This window comes from Paenibacillus amylolyticus (genome assembly GCF_001570725.1).
Taxonomy (GTDB): Bacteria; Bacillota; Bacilli; order Paenibacillales; family Paenibacillaceae; genus Paenibacillus; species Paenibacillus amylolyticus_A.
Window position 1 is genome coordinate 214,909 of the sequence record NZ_BCNV01000001.1, and the last position, 17,821, is coordinate 232,729.

The window sequence follows — 17,821 nt, forward strand, 5'->3', positions numbered from 1 at the left end:
GTCAGAATATACAACCAATGCGCAGAAATTCGGATTCCCAGAATAAAGTATTCCATGTGCTTATGTAAAGTTTTATCTAAGCAAACGTTACGAACAGGGGCTACATTGGGTATCTATGATTAGCTGTAGGCTTAATCGTCAAAGCTGTGTAAGTGAGAGAACGGCAAGGTCATGAAGCTTGCCATCTGAGGAGGAAGCCGAATGTTCTGGCTGGTCATTATATTAGTCGTATTTATTTTTCAGGCAGCCACGATTCTGTTGCTGGAATTTCGGAATCCGGCCAAAGCTGTGGCTTGGCTGTTTATTTTGTTCTGTGTGCCACTGGTCGGTTTTGTGGTGTACTATTTCGTGGCCCAGGACTATAACAAACGCAAAAAACTTCGCAAAGGTGGATCACGGATCTTCCGGGAAATGAGGGAAACGATCTGGGAACAAGCCCGCATCATTGGAGATGTTGAACAGATGCCTGGCAATCGTTACAACCACCAGCATCGTTTGTTTAACCTGTTGTCCCATCTGTCGGAGAGCCCCATCACAGGTTGTAATCACAGTACGGTGCTCACGAACGGGGAAGAGGCATTCACTGCAATGTTGAAGGAGATGGAAAAAGCGGAGCATCATCTGCATGTGGAGTTTTACATCTTCCGAGACGATGTGATCAGTACGAAGTTTCAGGATGTCATGATTCGCAAGGCACAGGAGGGCGTGAAGGTTCGGTTTATCTGTGACGGTCTCGGCAGTCACAAGATGAGCTGGAGTTTTATCCGCAAACTGCAGGATGCAGGTGTGGAGTTTCACTATTTTCTGCCCCCACTAATTGCAACGATTGACCGAAGAGTTAACTACCGAAATCACCGCAAAATTGTCGTTGTGGATGGACAGGTTGGCTTCGTGGGTGGCATTAATGTAGGTGATGATTACCTTGGGAAATATCCGGAGATCGGTTTCTGGCGGGATACACATGTACAGATCGAGGGAGATGCCGTGTATTTCCTGCAAAGTACGTTCCTGAACGACTGGAAATTGGCTTCGGGTGAGCGAATTACTGAACCCCAGCTTGCGGAGTTGTTTCCACCTCATATCTGTAGCGGGGAAGAACGAATTCAGATTCTGGCCAGTGGGCCGGATCAGGACTGGGATGCCATTCAGGAAATGTGTTTTGGCGCCATTTCGGTAGCTTGTGACCGGATTTACATTACTACACCTTATTTTATCCCTGATCCTGCACTGTACGAGGCACTCAAAACAGCTGCTGTCAGTGGGGTCGATGTAAAAATTATCATTCCTTATCAATCCGATTCCAAGCTTGTTCATCTGGCGTCACTTTCATACGTGGAGGAGCTGTTGCGAGCAGGTGTGCAGTTCTTCCAATATCGCAAAGGTTTTGTACATGCCAAAGTGATGATTGTGGATGAGTTGCTTGCAACGGTAGGCACGGCCAATATGGACATGCGTAGTTTTTTCTGTAATTTCGAAATGACGGCCGTATTGTTCGAGACCTCCCCGATTCATCGTTTGGTTGCTGATTTTGAACGTGATCTCAAGGAATGCAGCAAGATCGACCTAAAGGTTTTTCAGGGGCGTTCAAGAGGACAAAAAGGCGCAGAAATGCTTTCTCGGATGCTTTCTCCGCTTCTTTAGCCGATTTAGGGCAGATTTCTGAAGATAAGTTCACTTTTTGTGAATTTATCTTCTTTTTGCTAAGTATTTTGCTCAAATTTGATCTTTTATGATATAATAGATATATAAATCATGTCTTGGCGAAGGAGGGGAGTCTGCGGGAAAACAGGCTCCCTTTTGCTCTCTTTTGAAAGTGTAAACCGGAATTAAGACAATCTTGAATCCATTTCATATAGCCTTTAGATGCTTGTGCTCGTACTGACAGGGTACGTATAGAATCGATCTTTGTGAACACGCACTTCTATATGTAGGTTCCCCCGTGGAGTATTTAAATGATTTATGAAATGGATTCACATACTGATCCAACGGGGGGGATACCATGTCCAATGTAACGGTTAAAGAACTGACATCCAAGCCTGACCGGGGCGTCAAAAGCTCGGTGTTTACATTAAAGCTGCTGCAACGTATTGTGATGATTCTGATCGGTGCTGCACTGATGGCTGTATCGCTTGAAGTGTTTCTCGTGCCAAATGGTGTTATTGATGGTGGGATTACAGGTATTTCAATTATGGTGTCGGAGCTTACACATCTGCCACTGGGAATATTCCTGACCTTGCTCAACTTGCCTTTCCTGATTCTGGGTTACAAGCAGATTGGTAAAACGTTTGCGTTATCCACGCTGCTGGGGATCGTGGTCATGTCCATCGGGACTTCATTATTGCACCATGTTCCTGCATTGACACCAGGGGAGCCATTGCTCGGAGCTGTATTCGGCGGATTGATCCTGGGTGTGGGGGTTGGACTTGTTATCCGGTCTGGTGGTTCACTGGACGGTACAGAGATTGTGGCCATCCTGCTTAGTGAGAAATCACCGTTGTCTGTAGGACAGATCGTATTGTTCATTAACGTATTTATTTTCGCGGGTGCAGGATTTGTGTTCGGCTGGCCGAATGCCCTGTATTCCATGATTGCATATTATATTGCGATGAAGATGATTGATATTGTGAATGAAGGACTTGATCAATCCAAATCGGTATGGATCATCAGTGAGAAATATCGTGATATTGGTTCAGCTCTGACAGACCGTCTCGGTCGGGGTGTGACTTTCCTGGATGGAGAGGGCGGATTCAGCGGGGATGAGAAGAAGATCATCTTTGTCGTAATCACCCGTCTGGAAGAAGCGAAGCTGAAGACCATCGTTGAAGATTGGGACCCGCAAGCCTTTGTGGCTATTGGTAACATCCATGATGTGAAGGGCGGACGTTTCAAGAAAAAAGGTATCCATTAGCGATGTATATACGCATGAATGATAATAGCCGACACCCTTGTAATGAGGGAGTCGGCTATTTTTTCTTCAAGTGCTTGAGAATAAGCTCCATCGGTTGGGGTTCAACGGCTGCGATCAGATCACCGGTATCATTCAGGCGTTCAACAATGTTCATCAGATGGTAATCCTGGATGGAGACGTTGTTTCGAACCTCATCCCAGGTCAGTGGAGTAGAGACGGTGGCGCCTGATTTGGCACGTGGTGTATAAGGAGCTGCAAGGGTTTTGCCGCCGTAATGCTGAAGGTAATCAAAATAAATGCGGTCTCCACGGTCCTTTTTGAGTCGTTCCAGTGTGAACAGATCCGGGTGCTTCTGAGTGACATATTTACCAACAAAATAGCCGATATCTCGTAATTCATCAAAGGTTATCCCTTGAATAATCGGAACGATGATCTGAACCCCTGTTGCGCCTGAAGTTTTGGGGATGGACCTCAGACCAAGGGAAGTCAGGGTTTCGCCAACGATGAGTGCAGCTTGCATGATCCGGGGTTCATGCTCCTGAGAGGGGTCCAGATCAATCATCCATTCACAGGGCAGATGGCTTCCCACGGTATGCAGAGAAGGGTGGAATTCAAGTGCAGCCAGATTGCCAAGCCATAACAATTCGGGGAGTCCATTCATGACCACATAGCGGATGCCGTCGTGTACTTCTGTCCGAACATAATCAGGGACAGGTTCAGGGGCGTTTTTTTGATAGAAAAATGTTCCTCCAGCACCGTGGGGGTACCTGATGGTGGTGAGCAATCGATTACTTGTATATGTGAGCAGATAGGGAGCCAGAGCGGCCAGCTTTTGCAGATAGATGGCTTTGGTAACACCCGCATCCGGCCATAACAGCTTGTCCGGGTTCGTGACCGTTAGCTCGGTGCCTTCTATTATGATGGTTCCTTGGATCTTGGGGGCCATACGGAACACCTCCTATATGTCTAATCAATCGTTGAAATCAGGGGTTAAAACGCATGCAGCGATCTTTTCATCATTGAAGAAGCTGGTTCGCCAGGCAATCCTCGCGTGTTACATCCGCGAAGGTTTGAATACTGGGATGGCGTAGGGTGCGATGATGAGTCAGTTCCATATACTGCACTTTGACTCCTATTCGTGGTTCCACCCATGTGGTCTCTGCACTGCGCTCGGGTACATTGTGGAACGGTCTATCCTGCCTAATCAGAGACTCCACTTGATGTGTGAGCTCCCGCCAGGTATTGGAGTTCAGCTTGCCCGTCCCGACATGACCAATATAGACAAAGTTAGGCCCATCATATACACCAATCGCCACGGCATTCACAATACCACTTCGGTACGTGACTCCCCCGATCATGGCATATACATCATGCATGATTTTGACCTTCTGCCAGCGCTGGTCCTTGCCCTGAATGCCGTAGCTGCTGGTGAGATCCTTGCAGACGATGCCTTCCATCTGGTGTTCTCTCATGACCGTAAGCAGGGAAGCAGCATCAAGCGTATTGGTGACCTCCTGAACATGGGGAGCGGTGTTAAGAACCTCGTGCAGCAGGCGCTGTCGGTCTGCCAATGGCTGATCTGTCACCCATTTTCCCTCATAGTACAGGATATCAAATACCATATATGTTATTGGAATCTGATGTATGGCCTGGGCAATGCCTTCGGGTCTACTCATACGATCCCGCCGTAGAACGTGATAAAACGAAGGTTTTCCGGTGTCCGGGTCCAGCGCAATCACTTCTCCATCCAAAATATAGGAGGAACCGGAGCACAGATTACGTGGTGTTACTAGTTCAGGATATTGTGTGGTTCGTTCATGTAATCTGCGATTTACTAGACGCAGCTCCTGCCCGTCCTCATAAGCAAGCATGCGAACTCCATCCCATTTGATCTGGGCAATCCATTGGGGGCCTGTAGGCAAGGTATCCCGAGATATGGGTTCGAACGGAATCAACGGCTTGAACATGGAGAACTCCTTTCTCGTACCAACTTGTTGGCACAGATTAATTCGGAAGTTTGTTATATTTTTGAAAATGGGACTTCATGTGATGCACCAGAATGAGCAATAACGGAAGCGCTATGCCGCAGGTCAAATCCCAGTCAATCCAATAGGGAATGATGACCTTGAGATAAAAGTTTTCGTTCGGAGAGATCAGAATGGACATGGCTAGAATCAGGATGGAACCCGGCAGAATCAGTGAACGATAACTGGACAAACGAAACAAGTGAGCGATGCCAAGGACAAAACTGTAGAAGAACAGGGCGGCTTTGAAAAAAACGGCAATAAGCCAGACTGATGCCATGAAGGCTTCAATCCGTTGCATGAAGTTTCCGATATTGATCTTCTGTGAAAGGTTGAATGAGGCGAACCAGTGATGCTGTGTCATCCATGGTCCCATGACGAGCAGACACATACTCAGCGTCAGTGTAAGTAACAATCCACCAATCGTGCCCGCTAACAGGATGTCCTTCTCCAGATGGGGTTCCTTTTTCGTGTAGGGGAAGAGCATCATGAAGATGCACAGCTCGCAGTAGGGATATGTGAGTACAGCGACAAAACCTTTGAGTGGATTAAGAAATCCTTGTGCAAGTACCGGTTGGATATTGGCCAAATGTACATGGGGGATTAGACACACCGTCAGAATAAGCAGAAACAACACGACCAGAGGAAGAAAGACCTCGGCACTCTTACCGATGCTCTCCAGACCCGATAGAAGCCCCCAGACAAGCGCACACATAAAAGCCAAATGCAGAACCAATAATGGAGATTCAGGTAAGATCTGAGTAGCCATAAAATCGCCAATCTCTCTGATGAACGTTGAGGTACTGATCAGGAAATAAAAAAGGTAAAAAGAGCTAAACAAGGCCCCAATCCAAGGTCCCAGTGTGCGAAGGGCGTTCTGAATCAGGTTCAAACGGGGATGCAGTTTGTAGGTAACAAGCATAATGAAAAGTATGCCGAAGCCGCCTGCGACTCCCAATAAGGCGGATAACCAGGCATCCTGTTGTGCGTAGGATGTAATCATGGAAGGAAAGACCAAAATTTGCTCCCCAATCGTGCACAGGAACATTAGTGAAGCGAGCTGCCTAACAGTCAAGCGCTCCTTTTCAATCATAGGGTATCTCCTTAACGTATCTTGTCTGTGTATATGGATAGGATGCGCCAATTGTTCCAGTTTTATAAATAGGCAACCAAAAAGCCCGGATAGCTGATCTCTCTCTGTGATGAAGAGAACTCAGTTACCCGGGCTTGCTTATGTGACTTATGAGCGATTGAAATCGAATTACGCAAAATAAAAAATCAGTTTGCAGTGGTCAGACGGATACGGATATTCTGTGGATCTACCGTAAACCAGGTATCCTCCACTTGTGTAACGGCTGCGCCGGATTGACGCAATTGTTCGAGTGCCTGTTGCACTTCTTCCTTCGTGGCGTAAACAATGGTGAAGTAGTCAATTCCTGTAGCGTTATCCGGATTAACAGGCGCGTTCAATCCTGCCCAGATATTAAGTCCCAGATGGTGATGATAGCCGCCGGCAGAAACAAATAGAGCAGACATATTGGCGAAGTTACCTACGATATCAAAACCGAGTATGCCAGTATAGAAATTGCGGGCTTCTTCCAGGCTACGAACGTGGAAATGCACGTGACCAATGACTGTGCCAGCAGGCAGACCCTGCCAAGGTTCATTCTCCGATATGGCAAAGAGGCTTTCCACATCAACAGGATCACTTGCCATCACGTAATTATTGTCGCTATCCCGTTTCCAGGTGTCACGTGCACGGTCAGCATAGATTTCAATCCCGTTCAGATCGGGATCGGAGATATAGAAGGCTTCACTGACCAGATGATCTCCTTGGCCGATCTCGATACCGGATGCAGCCAGATTACGCAGAGCAAGACCCAGGGACTTACGGTCAGGCAGCAGGATGGCAAAATGATACAAGCCAGCATGTGAGCGTTCAGGCAGAGTAATTCCATCCGTCAGTTCTTCCAATCGCAACAGAGATTGTTTTCCGTCTGCTGTTAACGTAGCCACTTTGCCACTCCGCTCCAGCAATTTCAGTCCGACCACATTAGTATAGAACTGGATTGAACGGTCGAGATTTTTAATCCGTAGGCTCACTTCACCCAGATGGGTTGTGGCAGGAATTTGATACGTTGTATTCATAATTATATCCTCCTGATTATTTGATTATAGATAATAGGGCTTAGCGTTTGGTTGTTTGTATGCGTTGAATCGAATTATTGGATTGCACTCGGTTGAAGCAGAAGTGCAGGTTAACTGTATATTCATAAATAAGTTACTTTTCATAAGTTAATATAAAATATAAATCACCTTTCGTCAATCGTATTTTACGATTATAGCTGGAGTTTTATTGGCATGAATTGTTTGATAGTTCTGTAAAAATAAAAAAATCCGACTGTAAAGCCGGACCTGAGTTGGATTCATTACATGAGGCAAAGCTTATAACGAAATCGTTCTTGCTTGGGCGACAATCAAACCTTTGGTTTGGGCGTGGCCTTTTTTCTTTTGGCTGGAGCAGGTGCGTCCGATTCTCCACCGGCAACAGCTTGAGCAGACGTTTTTCGAGGTGCACGTTTCTTGGGCTTGGCCGTTGTTGTCCCAGGGTCAGCCGGAATGGGCTTCACGGCCTCGATGCTTGCTTGTAAAGCAGCCATCAAATCCATCACATTGGCTTCAGGTTTGGCTGGAGCAATCTTGATTTCTTCGCCTGCCACTTTGTGCTGGATCAGATCCAGCAGTTTGCTGCGATAGTCATCGTTGTATTTACCGGGTTCAAAAGGCGTGGACAATTGGTCAATTAGCAGCTTTGCCATCGTGAGTTCCTTCTCATTCACGTTCTGCACTTCTGGCAGGTTGGGCACCTGGGAGACAGGACGAATCTCGTCCGGATAGAAAATCGTCTCCATCGACAGGCAATCTTCCAGCACACGTATGGCAGCGAGACTGCTTTTCGAGCGGATGGAGATTTTGGCGATGCCAATTTTGCCGGTATCCCGCATCGCATTCATCAACAGCTGGTAGGCGTTACCCCCAGCCTGATCGGGCGATAGGTAATATGTTTTCTGAAAATAGATGGGATCAATCTCAGTTAAGTCAACAAAATCCAGTATCGTAATGGTTTTGCTGGTGGAATCATTTAACGCTTCCAATTCATCTTTCTCGAAGAGTACGAATTTTCCCTTTTCATATTCATAGCCTTTGGTGATCTCTTCCCACTTTACGTCCACTTCACACGATGGACATTGACGAACATAAGCGAGCGGGCTGCCGCAGACTTTATGGATGTAACGCATGGAGATGTCTTTGTCTTCGGTAGCCGAGAACATTTTGACAGGGACATGTACAAGGCCAAAACTGATTGCGCCTTTCCAGACGGTATGCATAGGTCGGCTCCTTTCGAAAGGGTACACTTTTATTCAATAGTATGGGCATCTGGTGCAATGGATAATCGTCTTATGGATGAATGAATTCGTATGGTTCGGCGAGACTCGGGGATGATAACAGAAGTGATTTCGCAATGATTAAGCCGGGAGGTGCCGAAATGAGTAACAGACGGGATGAAGAGGAAGCGCATAAGCATGCTTTTAGTCCGTATCCTCTTGCTGATGCCGAAAGCGCTGAAGAATTTTATACACCAGCAACAGCTGTGAATTGGGAAGCAGTCACTTCGGAAGAATTACCCCTTGACCGGGAGTCGTTCATGCTCGACATTGACCGGATGGTGAATGAAGGGTTAGGTGGAGGACAGGTTACGGAAGATAACGGTCATATTGGTGAAAGTACAACAGATAGCATGGTTCGTGAATCACATGATGATCCGGAAGGGGAGTATGAATAAGATGATGGATGCAAAGCGCGCCAAAGCGATCTATGATTCCAAGGATACCATTGCTGTAACATTGGAAGGGGATCCGGTGTGGATTGAGAATGTGGATGAAGCCAATGGCATGGCGACCGTTCAGGTTGGCAGCAGGCCGGGAAATACCCAAACGGTACGTGTGGATCGGTTGGAGGAGTAGATACAGATAGAGCGTAGTGCTTGAGGAATTGTTGTGAAAAAAAGCTGGAATATGTACGTAAGATGGCCGGTACCGGGAGGTGCCGGTTTTTTGTTTTTTTTAGAGGATGTCTGCAAACTCCGAAGGAAGCGAGTTTGCAGACATGGCCTAATAATGCACGTTTATATTTCCGCTTGTTTCCTTCGATGTTGCGGGCGAAGAAAGGGACCGATATAATAAGGTTCAAAGTGAACTCAGGCGGCTGGACCGCCAAAGGTGGGGCGTATATTGAATCAAACGCACGAGCAGTGGGTGTATGAATCCCATGGCATTGCAGATACAGAAGCGCTTGCGTCCGCACTCGCCAGACAGGCAAACGCCGGCATGGTGATTGCGCTGGATGGTGATCTGGGCGCGGGAAAAACGGCATTTTCACAGAAATTTGCCTGGCATTTGGGTGTACGTGATGTGGTGAGCAGTCCCACATTTACGCTAATCAAGGAATATGAAGGGCGCCTGCCCTTGTATCACATGGATGTATATCGCATTTCGCTGGAAGAAGCGGATGAGCTTGGACTTGATGAATATTTCTATGGAGCCGGAGTCAGTCTGGTGGAGTGGTCAAGTATCATCCCCGAATTGCTGCCGCAAGAGCACTTGCATGTGCAGATTGAAACAACGGGCCTGGAGGATCGAACGATTACACTGGATGGGTACGGCGAGACTTATGCAGCCATGTGCCGACAGTTCAGACAGAATGGAGTCAAATGATGATGGAAGATTTACAAAAAGAGCCGCGTCAGCGGTTTTTGGCGTTGGATACATCCACCGCAGTGATGGCAGCTGCGATGATGGAGGATCATGCGCTTTTGGAAGAACGCAATGAACGGGCCGAGCGCAACCATTCGGTACACGTTGTACCGGTGATGGAGCAGCTGCTGGCCGCCAGCAGCACACAGCCTGGCCAGCTGGACGGCATTGCCGTTGGCGTTGGCCCAGGCTCGTACACGGGCATCCGCATTGCGGTGACCGCGGCGAAGACACTGGCCTGGGCGTGGGACATCCCCGTAGCCGGGGTGTCCAGCCTTCAGGCCCTCGCCTGGGGCGGATGGCACAGCGGCCTTGCCGCCAAGGCAGAAGCTGCGGCAGAGGATGCCGCAGCAGGGGCTGGCGGAACGTCATCCGCGGACCAGGGCAGCACAGGTGCTGCCCCTGTCCACTGGATCGTTCCGCTTGTGGATGCACGGCGCGGTCAAGCGTGCACCGCGCTGTTTGCCTCCGCCGGGAGCGATGCGCCCCGGCGTCTGGCGCCTGATGCCATCCGCAAGATGGACGGATGGCTGGAAGCCCTCGCCGCCCGTAGCCGTCTGGTTCGTCGGCGAGACGGGCCCTCATGCTGCGGCAGCGGCGGAGCTTCGCTGCCCCGCAGGAACGGCGCTCCAGCTCGTACCTTATGAGCTGGAAGGCCGCTGGGTTGGGCGCCTAGGCGCCGCCGCGCTGCTTGCAGGTCAGCGTGATGACGTGCATGCGCTGGTGCCGAACTACACCCAGCTGTCTGAAGCGGAAGCCAATCTGCTGCGCAAAGGCTAAAGGGGGAGGGGAAGCAGATGGACAACGTGGCGAATAATAAGCAGGAAGCAGCGCTTCAGTTCAGGTTCATGACACTCGCGGATATTCCCGATGTGATGGAGATTGAACATGAGGCCTTTACCCTGCCCTGGACGGAAGAAGCATTTCAAAATGAATTGACACACAATCATTTTGCTAAATATATGGTGATGGAATTAGAAGGAAAAGCCATTGGCTATGCAGGTATGTGGACAATCATGGATGAAGCCCATATTACCAATATTGCAGTTAGAGGCGCGTATCGTGGACGCAAGCTTGGTGAAAAGTTGCTGGACGAATTAATGAGTACGGCAGCTTATCTCGGGATGGAACGAATGACGCTGGAGGTCAGAGTGTCGAACAGCATTGCCCAGCGTTTATATCAGAAAAAAGGGTTTGAATCGGCGGGTCTTCGTAAAGGGTATTACTCCGATAATGGGGAAGATGCGATGATTATGTGGGCGAACTTGCCGTCTGCAGGCCGGAGCGGCGAAGAGGAAGGAAGCGTACTGGATTCATGAACGAACTCAATGAAAAAATAAATGATGCACCCTCCTATATTTTGGCGGTGGAGACAAGCTGTGATGAAACATCGGTAGCTGTAGTCAAGGATGGACGGGAAGTGCTGTCCAATCTGATCTCAAGTCAGATCGAGACCCATAAGGCATTCGGCGGCGTTGTACCTGAAGTGGCTTCACGCAAACATGTCGAAGTGATTACGTTGATGCTGGAACAGGCCATAGAACAGTCCGGCATTCGTCCGCGTGATCTGAGTGCGATTGCTGTGACGCAAGGTCCGGGACTGGTCGGGGCATTGCTGGTAGGAATCGTTGCAGCCAAAACGCTGGCGATGGCACTGGGCAAACCGCTCATTGGCACACATCATATTGCTGGGCATATCTATGCCAACCGACTTACTCATGAACTGCAATATCCTGCAATGGCACTGGTCGTATCCGGTGGACATACAGAACTCGTGCATATGGAATCCGAGGGCAAGTTCAAACTGATTGGCCGTACGCGTGATGATGCTGTAGGTGAGGCGTATGACAAAGTAGCACGTGCATTGGGCTGTCCTTATCCGGGAGGTCCGCATGTGGACCGGATGGCGTCTGAAGCGGAGAATGTGGTCCCATTGCCACGGGTGTGGCTGGAAGCAGGTTCGTATGATTTCAGTCTCAGTGGTCTGAAGTCTGCTGTACTGAATGCGCTCAATCAGGCCAAAATGCGCGGCGAAACGTTGGAGCCATCTGCGGTTGCCCGTGGTTTCCAGGAAGCTGTCGTAGAAGTGTTGGTGGAGAAAGCCGTAAGAGCAGTTCGTGAGTACGGTTCACGGCAATTACTGTTATGCGGTGGTGTTGCAGCTAACCGGGGGTTGCGCTCGGCGTTACAAGAGCGTTGTGCGAAGGAAGGGCTTGAACTATTAATACCGCCGATGCAATATTGTACGGATAATGCGGCCATGATTGGAGCGGCTGCGTATCTGAAATGGCAACGGGGAGAAATCTCTGAGTTTGATGCCAAAGCAGACCCTGGACTTTCTCTGGAGCAATGGTCCGTTCAGTCCTTATAGAGGTTGTTCAAAAAGCCCGCTTTTGATTACGAATGATGCCTAGCGGCATCATCAGCATCGAATATGGAATTCAGCCGAAATGTCCGTTGCTCACGTAGTTTTAACTACGCTCCGCTACTCCATTTCTAGCTTCATCCCATCTTCTCGGTGCTGAAAACCGATCTTTTTGAACACGCACTTATAGTCCATATAGACAGGCCGTTTGAGATTAAGAGTTGACAGCCTGGATGTGAAGAATGTATATTAGTTACAAATTTAAACAGGAATTTATCTTCCTGAACTGATAAACGCGATGAACAGGAATAGTAAGGTCATTCCCGGTCTTAGAGAGCTGCGGTATGGTGCAACGCAGTCGAAGGAAACCTGAAACTCACCTGGAAGCGGAACGATGGAACACGGTGACTCCCTGGGAGAATCCGAAGGCCGATCATGGCCCAAAGTACATGGTTACGGGTTGCCTCCGTGAATGGGCCGTTGTCGGTAGGACCGTTATTATAAGGATCAACTGATGATAACTGAGGGGGCTTTCAGGCTGCTTCAAGTGATCCGGATATGCGAAAGCATTCAAGGGTTGTCTTGAATGAACAGGATGGAAGTCAACAAGAGTGGTACCGCGAAGGTGAACAGCCTGTCGTCTCTTGCATTATTGCATGAGGTGGCAGGCTTTTTTGATTTTCAAAATAAGGATGAATGAAGTTAGGTCATATGATAAATGTGATGAACGGGAGCAGTAGAAGGATAAGGCGCTCAGAGAGCTGCGGGGTGGTGCGACGCAGTGGCTGGAATCATTCGAATCTCGCCCGGGAACGGAGCTGTGGAAGCGTGGGGACGATATCAATCGCCCAGTTGTCCTGACGGACAACGACATGTGTTACACAGCAACGGTTAACCTCCGTTATAGGGTGTATCTCCGAATTCCAGTGGTGTCGTGCGTGCATATGCACAATCCAGCGGATCTCGGAGACGACGAGGTGGATGGAGTCCGGCGCAAGTCTGGCACATCAAGCGAGAGTGGTACCGCGGAGGGGATAATGACCCGCCGTCTCTTATATGAGATGGCGGGTTATTTGTGTTTGCTGCCGGCAGCAGGGTGGGCAAGGGAATGAACCATATGGAGATTGAAAAGTCAGAAGGTCAGGGTGTAAGTCGACGTACACTCTGTCATGAGGGTAAGCAACGAACGAGCAATGAACATGTAACATCAAGTATAGGCACTAAACATTCAACAGGCTTTAATGCTCACAAGGACCAAACTACAAACGACATATGTTTTTATAAACAAAATATATAACCACAGAGACGGAGATCAACAGGTGTTCTAATCCTCGTGGATCGTAACAAAAAGGATTATAAAATTTGATGGAGGTTGATGAATATGACAACGACTAATAACAAACGTATGATTGAAATTTTTGATACAACGCTGCGCGATGGAGAACAGGCACCGGGAGCGAGTCTGCAACCCGAGCAAAAGATTGAACTGGCACACCAACTGGCTTCTCTGGGTATCGACGTCATTGAGCCTGGATTCCCGATCTCCAGTCCAGGTGAGTTCGCGGCGGTTCAGGCGATTTCGAGACAATTGCAGAATGTGGAGATCTGTGGATTCGCGCGTGCAGTCAGAGGCGATATCGATGCAGCTGTTCAAGCAACAGCGGATGCTGCACGACGTCGAATTCACCTGTTTATCTCTTCTTCGGATATTCATATTGAGCATCAACTGCGCCGCCCGCGTAGCGAAGTGGTGGCTACCGCTCGTGAGATGGTATCATATGCACGCCAGTTCACGGACATTGTAGAGTTCACCGCGATGGATGCGGCTCGGACGAAGATGGATGATCTGATCGAGATGGTCGAAGTAGCGATTGAAGCAGGGGCCAGCATTATCAACCTTCCGGATACTGTGGGTTATGCTCTGCCACATGAGTATGGCGAGATGTTCCGCCGGGTACGTGAGGGTGCAAGAGGCGGCGATCAGGTTCGCTATAGTGCTCACTGTCATAATGATCTGGGCCTGGCTGTAGCCAATAGTTTGGCTGCGATTGCCAATGGTGCTACCCAGATTGAAGTGACCATCAATGGGATCGGAGAGCGGACGGGCAACTGTGCACTGGAAGAGCTGATTATGGCGCTGGAGACTCGGGGAGATGTGATTGGGGCGACATCCAACATCAAGCTGAACCAACTGTATGAGACCTCTCGTCAGATTAGTCGTGCGATGCACTTCCCGATTGCATACAACAAGCCGGTGGTGGGACGTAATGCATTTCAGCATGAGTCCGGCATCCATCAGGATGGTCTGCTCAAGAACCGGAGCACCTATGAGATTATGGATCCGGAAGCGCTGGGTATCCCGCGTAGCATGATTATTCTGGGCAAACACTCCGGTCGTCATGCCCTGAAGGATCGGGTTCGCAAATACGGTTTTGAGCCGGATGAGCAACAGATGGAACAATTGTATGAGGTGTTCAAAGAAACCGCAGACCAGCAAAAAGTGGTCAGTGATGACCAGTTATTGCAGATGGTTAGCCAGACCATGAATATTCCTGCACAGGATTATGAGCTGGTTGAATTGCAGGTGACAGCGGGCAGCATGACGGATCGAATGGCCGCCGTTCGTATTCGCACAAGCGCTGGAGAACAGTCCTACTCTGCCGTTGGCGGCGGACCCGTGGATGCAACCATCCGTGCGATTGGTCAGAGCATTTCCGATGATATTGCATTTGTTGATATGGAGATGCATGCCTTGAGTGGGGGAGAGGGTGCAAGTGCCGAAGCTGTAGTTACCGTGGAGCGTGCAGGACGTGAGTTCCGGGGAACGGCAACACATAATGATATCGTCATGGCTGCCGGTCTTGCTTATGTAGCGGCGTGTAATGCTGCTGGGCTGAAGGCCGAGTCTTCCGAACATCATGAACAAGAAGCGCATGCGTAAAACATCTTTGCCAGATCGCATCTACAGCGGCTATAGTAGCAATTGCAATTCGATGTAAATAGGCATGGCATATAGGAAATAAACATCGGGCAGGCCTTGAACGTCAAAGGTCTGCTTTTGTCTTATTATGGAGGAACAATGATTAGCGGGAGAATGCACTTGTCAAGGTGTGACTATAGTTATCCACATATCCAGTGCAATTTGTGGGTAACTAACGCAAAGTCAAACCAGTATAGTTTTCGAAACGAAAAGGGTTTAGGGGATAGAATGACTCCTTGCTATCCACAAAGATGTGGATAAAGTGGATAACTTAGTGGATAAATATGGTTTTTGTGTGTAAAAGGCTATTCTACCGCTGTATAATTAAGCTTATTAATGTGCTTGCTATCTTGCTTTCTTGTGGATAAGTGTGAGGAAAAGGGGGATAAAAATATTTCTCTTCATTCGAGTAAATTTGACAAAAGTCAAAACAGCTCCCCTAACTTCCGTATGTCAGAGTTCAATCTCAAGGAACATAAAGAACATAAGGTGCCGAGCTTCAATACTCATCCTCAACACACAAAAAGCTGATCCCAATAAGGAATCAGCCGATGGTACAACTATATTTGTATGGACGCGATCAAGTCATGGTCTGAGTCTCTACTATTCGTACTATTCCATGGCTAGTTCTTCCCATTCTTCGTACGCTTTGGTGAGTTGTGCCTTGTGTTCCTCCGACTGTTGCTGGAGTTCTTGCAGCTTCATATAATCCTGATAGATTTCAGGCAGAGCCATCTGCTCCTCAAGCTCGGTAATCTTCGTTTCCAGGTCCGCAATCTGCTGTTCCAGAGCTTCCTGCTTGCGTTGACGGTTACGCTCTTCACGCTTCGCCTGTTTTTCCGCTTCGAATGAAGCAGCTCCGGATTTTTCGGTTGTGGATGTACTCAGATCGGATTTGGACGAGTTCTTGGACGAAGCCTGACGTCCCTCAGCAGCTTCGCGTGCGATGTCCTCAAGCTCCTGTTTCTTCTCCACATAATCATCATAATTTCCGAGATAGTGTTCCGTTCCACCTGGATGAAGCTCAACAATCCGTTCAGCCATTTTGTTGAGGAAGTACCGGTCATGGGAGATGAACAGCAGGGTGCCTTCATAATCCATTAATGCGGCTTCCAGCACTTCTTTGGCAAACAGGTCGAGATGGTTCGTAGGCTCATCCAGAATGAGCATGTTGGCTTCCTTCAGCATCAACTTGGAGAGAGAGACACGTGCTTTCTCACCACCGCTGAGGGAGGAGATTTTCTTGAGCACATCGTCACCGCTGAACAAAAAGTTCCCCAGTACGGTCCGAATACGTGCTTCTTCCATCCCGGGATAGGCACTCCACAGCTCTTCCAGAACTGTGTTGGACGGATTGAGCCCCGTCTGTTCCTGATCATAGTAGCCAATCTGCACTTTCGTTCCCCATTGAATATCTCCGGTTACCGGACGTAAACTTCCGGTGAGACACTTCAGCATGGTGGATTTACCAATACCGTTTGGACCAATCAGAGCAACGGTTTCCCCGCGCCGCAGATCGAAGGATACATTACGGAACAATGGAGAAGCCTCGTCATAAGCGACAGACAACTGATCCACACGAAGCACTTCCTTGCCAGACATAACGGCGGTTTCAAATGAAAAATGGGCTTTTTTCAAATCTCCCATCGGTTTATCCAGGCGTTCCATTTTGTCGAGGGCCTTGCGGCGGCTTTGCGCCCGTTTGGTCGTCGAAGCACGCACGATATTTTTCTGAACAAAATCCTCCATCTTGGAGATTTCGCCTTGCTGTTTCTCATATTGCTTCATCTGAGTTTCATACTCGGCAGCTTTGAGTTCCATATAACGGCTGTAATTGCCCGTGTATTTTTTGGAGCGGTGACGTTCGATCTCCACGATGGTCGTTACGAGTCGATCCAGGAAGTAACGGTCATGGGATACCACGAGCAGTGCGCCTGAATACCCTCTCAAATAATCTTCCAACCATGTAAGAGTGGCGATATCGAGATAGTTGGTAGGCTCGTCCAGCATGAGCAGATCAGGTGCCTGAAGCAAAATACGAGCAAGCGCAAGACGTGTTTTCTGCCCGCCACTCAGGGTAGCAATAGGGGTGTCAGGCGAAAATTCACCGAATCCCATCCCGTGCAATACACTGCGAATGCGAGTTTCCATCTCGTAGCCGCCATGGTCCTTGAACCAGTCGGAGCGTTTCGCATAACGTTCCAGCAGGTCAGCATATTTTTTCTCGTCTTCCATCTGGGCAGGGTCGGCAATGTCGCGTTCCATCTGACGCAAATCGGCTTCAGCCTGTGTCAGGTGAGCGAACACGTTCATCATTTCTTCCCAAATGCTACGGTCGGATTGCAGCCCGCTATTCTGAGCCAGGTAACCGAGCGTCGTTTCTTTGGATTTGAAAATCTGTCCTCCGTCATAAGACATTTCACCCGCCACAATTTTAAGCAAAGTGGATTTCCCTGCACCGTTTACACCAACGAGGCCGATGCGCTCGCGTTCTAATATTTGTAAGTTCACGCCGTCCAGGATTGGATCGACACCAAAACGTTTGATAATTCCGGATACTTGCAGCAGCATAAAATTAAGTTCCTCCATAGGTCCAGTTCTTGATTTGACAACTACATCTCAGTTTACATGAAATACAGAGCAATTGCACCGATTGGGAACGCATGGGGCATGTAGTCTTTTTGATCAATCAATGATAAACTGAAAGAAGGCATGTTATTACATGAGGAT

14 protein-coding genes, 1 pseudogene and 1 other annotated feature are annotated in these 17,821 nt (G+C 48.6%); of the genes and pseudogenes, 9 read left to right on the forward strand and 6 right to left on the reverse strand.

The window, feature by feature from the left end; translation table 11 throughout:
* Positions 1-201 precede the first annotated feature (201 nt).
* Together cls and PAHA3_RS00905 are read left to right on the forward strand one after the other, a co-directional pair.
* Positions 202-1,641, forward strand: coding sequence for a cardiolipin synthase (cls, locus tag PAHA3_RS00900; protein WP_062833060.1), 1,440 nt, complete (start codon positions 202-204; stop codon positions 1,639-1,641).
* Between the two features lie 358 nt (positions 1,642-1,999).
* Positions 2,000-2,908, forward strand: coding sequence for a YitT family protein (locus PAHA3_RS00905; protein WP_062833061.1), 909 nt, complete (start codon positions 2,000-2,002; stop codon positions 2,906-2,908).
* Positions 2,909-2,963: 55 nt separating this feature from the next.
* On the opposite strand, the gene ligD is transcribed toward PAHA3_RS00905, so the two are convergent.
* The 5 genes from ligD to ku form a co-directional block, all read right to left on the reverse strand.
* Positions 2,964-3,854 (reverse strand): non-homologous end-joining DNA ligase, encoded by an 891-nt coding sequence (gene ligD, locus PAHA3_RS00910; protein WP_062833062.1) that lies wholly within the window; start codon positions 3,852-3,854, stop codon positions 2,964-2,966.
* Positions 3,855-3,924: 70 nt separating this feature from the next.
* Entirely contained in the window at positions 3,925-4,875 is a 951-nt protein-coding gene (locus tag PAHA3_RS00915; protein WP_062833063.1) for an ATP-dependent DNA ligase, read from the reverse strand.
* A gap of 37 nt (positions 4,876-4,912) precedes the next feature.
* A complete protein-coding gene (locus tag PAHA3_RS00920) occupies positions 4,913-6,025 on the reverse strand; it encodes a GerAB/ArcD/ProY family transporter (RefSeq protein WP_062833064.1) in 1,113 nt (370 codons plus the stop codon).
* A gap of 185 nt (positions 6,026-6,210) precedes the next feature.
* On the reverse strand, positions 6,211-7,080 hold the full coding sequence (locus tag PAHA3_RS00925) for a VOC family protein (RefSeq protein ID WP_062833065.1): 870 nt from the start codon (positions 7,078-7,080) through the stop codon (positions 6,211-6,213).
* 329 nt (positions 7,081-7,409) lie between these two features.
* A complete protein-coding gene (ku, locus tag PAHA3_RS00930; RefSeq protein WP_062833066.1) occupies positions 7,410-8,321 on the reverse strand; it encodes a non-homologous end joining protein Ku in 912 nt (303 codons plus the stop codon).
* 158 nt (positions 8,322-8,479) lie between these two features.
* On the opposite strand from ku, the gene PAHA3_RS30710 reads away from it, so the two are divergent.
* The 7 genes and pseudogenes from PAHA3_RS30710 (at position 8,480) to PAHA3_RS00965 (ending at position 15,052) form a co-directional block, all read left to right on the forward strand.
* Positions 8,480-8,776, forward strand: coding sequence for a hypothetical protein (locus tag PAHA3_RS30710; RefSeq protein ID WP_201028100.1), 297 nt, complete (start codon positions 8,480-8,482; stop codon positions 8,774-8,776).
* Between the two features lie 4 nt (positions 8,777-8,780).
* Positions 8,781-8,957, forward strand: a complete 177-nt coding sequence (locus PAHA3_RS00940; RefSeq protein ID WP_026081228.1) for an H-type small acid-soluble spore protein — start codon at positions 8,781-8,783, stop codon at positions 8,955-8,957.
* A gap of 267 nt (positions 8,958-9,224) precedes the next feature.
* On the forward strand, positions 9,225-9,707 hold the full coding sequence (gene tsaE, locus PAHA3_RS00945; RefSeq protein ID WP_062833067.1) for a tRNA (adenosine(37)-N6)-threonylcarbamoyltransferase complex ATPase subunit type 1 TsaE: 483 nt from the start codon (positions 9,225-9,227) through the stop codon (positions 9,705-9,707).
* A gap of 2 nt (positions 9,708-9,709) precedes the next feature.
* Positions 9,710-10,526: pseudogene (gene tsaB / locus PAHA3_RS00950) on the forward strand (tRNA (adenosine(37)-N6)-threonylcarbamoyltransferase complex dimerization subunit type 1 TsaB).
* A gap of 17 nt (positions 10,527-10,543) precedes the next feature.
* Positions 10,544-11,065, forward strand: a complete 522-nt coding sequence (rimI, locus tag PAHA3_RS00955) for a ribosomal protein S18-alanine N-acetyltransferase (RefSeq protein ID WP_062833068.1) — start codon at positions 10,544-10,546, stop codon at positions 11,063-11,065.
* A complete protein-coding gene (gene tsaD / locus PAHA3_RS00960; protein ID WP_062833069.1) occupies positions 11,062-12,117 on the forward strand; it encodes a tRNA (adenosine(37)-N6)-threonylcarbamoyltransferase complex transferase subunit TsaD in 1,056 nt (351 codons plus the stop codon). The genes rimI and tsaD overlap by 4 nt, the downstream gene beginning before the upstream one ends.
* A 708-nt stretch (positions 12,118-12,825) precedes the next feature.
* Positions 12,826-13,167 (forward strand) — a binding site (T-box leader).
* 325 nt (positions 13,168-13,492) lie between these two features.
* Positions 13,493-15,052 carry a 2-isopropylmalate synthase gene (locus PAHA3_RS00965; RefSeq protein ID WP_062833070.1) on the forward strand — a complete coding sequence of 520 codons (1,560 nt, stop codon included), beginning with the start codon at positions 13,493-13,495 and terminating at the stop codon, positions 15,050-15,052.
* 651 nt (positions 15,053-15,703) lie between these two features.
* Here PAHA3_RS00965 and PAHA3_RS00970 read toward each other — a convergent pair.
* Positions 15,704-17,662, reverse strand: a complete 1,959-nt coding sequence (locus tag PAHA3_RS00970; protein WP_062833071.1) for an ABC-F family ATP-binding cassette domain-containing protein — start codon at positions 17,660-17,662, stop codon at positions 15,704-15,706.
* Positions 17,663-17,821: the final 159 nt, after the last annotated feature.